The organism is Pseudoalteromonas sp. NBT06-2, assembly GCF_002276045.1.
Lineage (GTDB): Bacteria > Pseudomonadota > Gammaproteobacteria > Enterobacterales > Alteromonadaceae > Pseudoalteromonas.
In genome coordinates, this window is the sequence record NZ_NQMR01000111.1 from 1 (window position 1) to 4,087 (window position 4,087).

Genomic DNA, 4,087 nt, shown 5'->3' on the forward strand with positions numbered 1-4,087 from the left:
ACAAAAAAACCAAAGAGATTTGCAGAGTTAACTCCATGAAGGAAAAGATAATCAGTATTAATTACAGAGCCGTTATTACTGAACATTAAAGCAAATCCAAATAATAAAAAAACAACATTAGCGACACAAAAGTCTGATATGTTTTTAACGGCAACATTAATACTATTTTTAGAACGTACAGAACCAACTTCCAAAAAACAAAAGCCAACCTGCATTAAAAGTACTAATGCAGTAGCAATCAAAACCCATAATAAATTGATATTTTCAGCTATCTCTATCAAGGTGCCATCTTGCATAATGTTCTATCCTATAATTTTTGAATACCTATGTCTTAGTTAACCTTTAACTTCAATATTGTTTACATGGTGTTATGTAAATTTATGCCGATATTAGATATATAAGACTGAAAATAAACTTTAAATTAACGCATTTTGGAGCGAGAACAGGTCATTACTTAATTTAGTTTAGTTTAGTTTAGGATTTAAAATTTTCCAGATTCTTTTAGCCATATCACACGATAAAAAACATAAGTATGCAGTGATAATGGAGAACAACATCAGTAGAACATCAAAGTTTCAGATAAAAAGCAAGGACACTTTCATTTCACTATTAAAATTAACGATAATAATAAAAAATTATTTTTTTAAGCATTTGTAAAAATTAAAATAATCATCCTATAATTAATTTGCTAACTAATTACTCGTTCTGAAGTAGGTACTAAATATTCTATATAAAGAAAAATTTGTCTTTATAATTTATGTTTAATGGGGTGTTTATGAAAATTTCTAATAAAATAATACTATCATCTGTTATTTTATCCGCAGTAGCTATATTAATAACAGGATCTTTAGTTGGTTGGCAAGCATCAACTATTTCAGCACAAGTAATAGAAAAAAGAGCTTTCAGTCAGTTAGTATCGATTAGGGAAGTACAAAAAACTCAAATAGAAAATTATTTTCGTACTATAAAACAACAAATAATCACTTATTCAAATGATCGCATGATAATTGACCTGATGGAGCAATTACCCGAAAAGTTCTTTTCCTATAATACTCAAACATCTATGCGAAGCAATAACGATTTAGAACTATATTACACACAACAATTCGATAATGAATATCGTACGCAAAATCCATCTTCTTCAGCAAGTATAAGTTCTGTTAATAAACTGAATCAACTCAATCAAAATTCAAAATCTTTACAACACGCTTATATCAGTGGTAATAGTAACCCTCTAGGTAACAAAAATGCATTAATAACAGCTAATGATAATACAGGCTACAGTAAGCTCCATGAAAAATATCATCCACATTTAAATCAATATTTAAATGCTTTTGGCTATTACGACATTTTTTTGGTAGAGCCTGACACGGGTTATATTATCTATTCAGTTTTTAAAGAGCTTGACTTTGCAACGTCTTTACTTACTGGCCCTTATAAAAATACAGGCATAGCTGAAGCTTTTAATATAGCAAACAATAGTACACAAAAGAACACCAGCTTTTTAATTGATTTTAAACCATATTTTCCTTCCTACGACGCAGCAGCCGCTTTTATTTCTTCTCCTATATTCTCTGATTCGGGAAAAAAAATTGGCATATTGATTTTCCAAATGCCAATCGCAGAAATAAATAAGTTGATGACTTATAATCAGCAATGGAGAAAAGCTAGTTTAGGTGAGTCTGGAGAAACTTATTTGGTTGGCGATGATCTTTTACTTAGAAGTCAGAGTCGATTTTTAATAGAAGATAAAAAAAATTATGTTGCATCACTCAAAGCTTCCAGCATAAATAAAGCAACATTAGACAAAATTATAGCAAGTAATTCAGGCATAGGTTTACATAAAATAATGACCGAAAGTGCTAATGCAGCAATAGCTGGAAAAACAGGCATAAAGAGCATTAAAGATTATCGTAAAGTAGATGTGCTTTCAGCATATGCACCAATAAATATTGAAGGTGTTCAATGGGCAATATTAAGTGAAATAGATGTTGATGAAGCAATGCAAGATCGAGAAGATATGGTATCAAGCATTTGGTTCATTATCATTATCATTACAATAGTATTAATTCCAATAACTCTTATGTCCGGTTTTATGGTTGGCAGAGGGATATCAAATCCAATTAAACAGATTATTAGTCAAGTTAATAATATCGTCAGTAATAAGGATTTAAACAATAGAGTCGAATATAAAGGCAACGATGAATTACTTAGCCTTGCAAATTCTTTTAATCATTTAATTGGTGAGGTGCAAACAATACTTCACTGTGTTGAAAAGTTATCTGAAACCCTCTTAGACTCAACTAAAACGATATTAACTAATATGGATGAAACAACCAACCAAACAGTGAATCAGTCTGATGTTGCTGGCTGTATGGCCGTTGCAACGAACCAATTATTAGCAACTATCCAAGAAGTTGCTCGTAATGCCGCTGATGCAGCAAAGACTGTAAAAGATACAGCTGTAAAATGCAATGACAGTACACACTCAGCCGAAGATTTAAAGAATGATATGGATGTGTTAAATCAGCGCATGAGTTCAGCCTCTCAATCAATAGAAAAACTTGCTATTGAAAGTCAATCTATCAGCTCTGTTTTAGATGTTATTCAATCAATAGCTGAACAAACAAATTTGCTGGCGCTAAATGCAGCAATTGAGGCTGCCCGTGCTGGAGAGCAAGGACGTGGCTTTGCTGTCGTTGCTGATGAAGTAAGAACTCTAGCAAGTAGAACACAGCAATCCACAGAAGATATTCGAGAGAAAATAAACTCTTTACAAAAAGAAACTCAAGCGACTGTAACAATGGTAAGTTCATCCAGTGAAATGGCCGTTCATAGTATACAGTCATGTGAAAAGAATAGTCACATTATTACCGATATTCTTGCGTTAGTTGAGCAACTTAGTGACATGAATATTCAGATTGCAACTGCCTCAGAGCAACAAAGTTCGGTTATTAATGACATTAACAAAAATGTGACTGAAATAGCTGATAACTCCCATAACATATCTGAAAAAGCCACCTTAAGTAAAGAAGATGTAAAAAAACTGGATGAATTAGTCAAAACTTTAGAAGAAAAAATGCAAGAATTTATAACATAACTATACTTAACATAATCGGAAAATAACTTGAATTATAATAGCTTACATGAGTAAACTTGAACTAAAGGAAATAAAAATGCGCAATGAAAATTCAGTAATATTGATAACAGTTGTTGGCTTAAATGCTTTTTTATTTAGTCCAACTAGTCTAGCAGCTGATAGTTTATCTGGTAATATCGGCATAACAAATAACTATTTATGGCGTGGTCTTCAACAAACAAATGGCGACGCAGCATTATCAGGTGGAATTGATTATGCGGCCCAATCAGGCTTTTATGCTGGTACTTGGGTTTCTAATGCGAGCTGGGATGATGAAATGACCTATGAGCTCGATTTTTACGCTGGTTTTTCTGGTGAAATCAAAGACTTAGGGTTTGACGTTGGTTTTATCTATTATGCTTATCCTGATAGTAAAAATGATGTTGATTTCAGTGAAATTAACGCGAGTTTATCCTACGGAGCTTTTTCACTCAGTTATGCTGTGTTAGCTGATGCAGAAGGAGCTGATTTTGCAGATGATTCTTATATTTCTGCTGATGTAAGCTTTGAGCTAATGCCTGAAGTTACATTGGCATTACATGTTGGCAAAGGTACTGATGATTTTTATGCTGGAGAAAGCTTTATTGATTATGGTGCAAGTTTAAATAAATCGGGTTTCACTTTAGGTATCAGTAAAACTGACTTAGAGGATGATGATGTGAAAGTCTATGCATCTTACAGTATAGATATAAATTTTTAGCAATAAATCCATTACAAGATAATGTAGACTGCACTTTTCGCAGTCTACATTATCCACTATTAGAAACTTAAAAAAATTCTCATCTGTACTCAGATTAATAGTAAGCGCTAGTGAAGATACAACGAGCTAAAGTTAAAGACGTTAGTGTTTAGTATTATCGTAGTGCACAACTAAACAGTTACATCTAACCTGATGAATAACCCAATTGCAAATCCCTCGTTATGAGTACAGCAATTCTCGCTCAATAT

At 32.5% G+C, this 4,087-nt stretch carries 2 protein-coding genes and 1 pseudogene; 2 read left to right on the forward strand and 1 reads right to left on the reverse strand.

Going from position 1 to position 4,087, the window contains the following annotated elements; all coding sequences use genetic code 11:
- Positions 1–296 (reverse strand): annotated as a pseudogene (locus tag CJF42_RS18460) (hypothetical protein); the annotation flags it as partial.
- A gap of 479 nt (positions 297–775) precedes the next feature.
- On the opposite strand from CJF42_RS18460, the gene CJF42_RS18465 reads away from it, so the two are divergent.
- Together CJF42_RS18465 and CJF42_RS18470 are read left to right on the forward strand one after the other, a co-directional pair.
- Entirely contained in the window at positions 776–3,100 is a 2,325-nt protein-coding gene (locus tag CJF42_RS18465; protein WP_095368092.1) for a methyl-accepting chemotaxis protein, read from the forward strand.
- 76 nt (positions 3,101–3,176) lie between these two features.
- Entirely contained in the window at positions 3,177–3,839 is a 663-nt protein-coding gene (locus CJF42_RS18470) for a TorF family putative porin (RefSeq protein WP_252097662.1), read from the forward strand.
- The last annotated feature ends 248 nt before the right edge of the window (positions 3,840–4,087 follow it).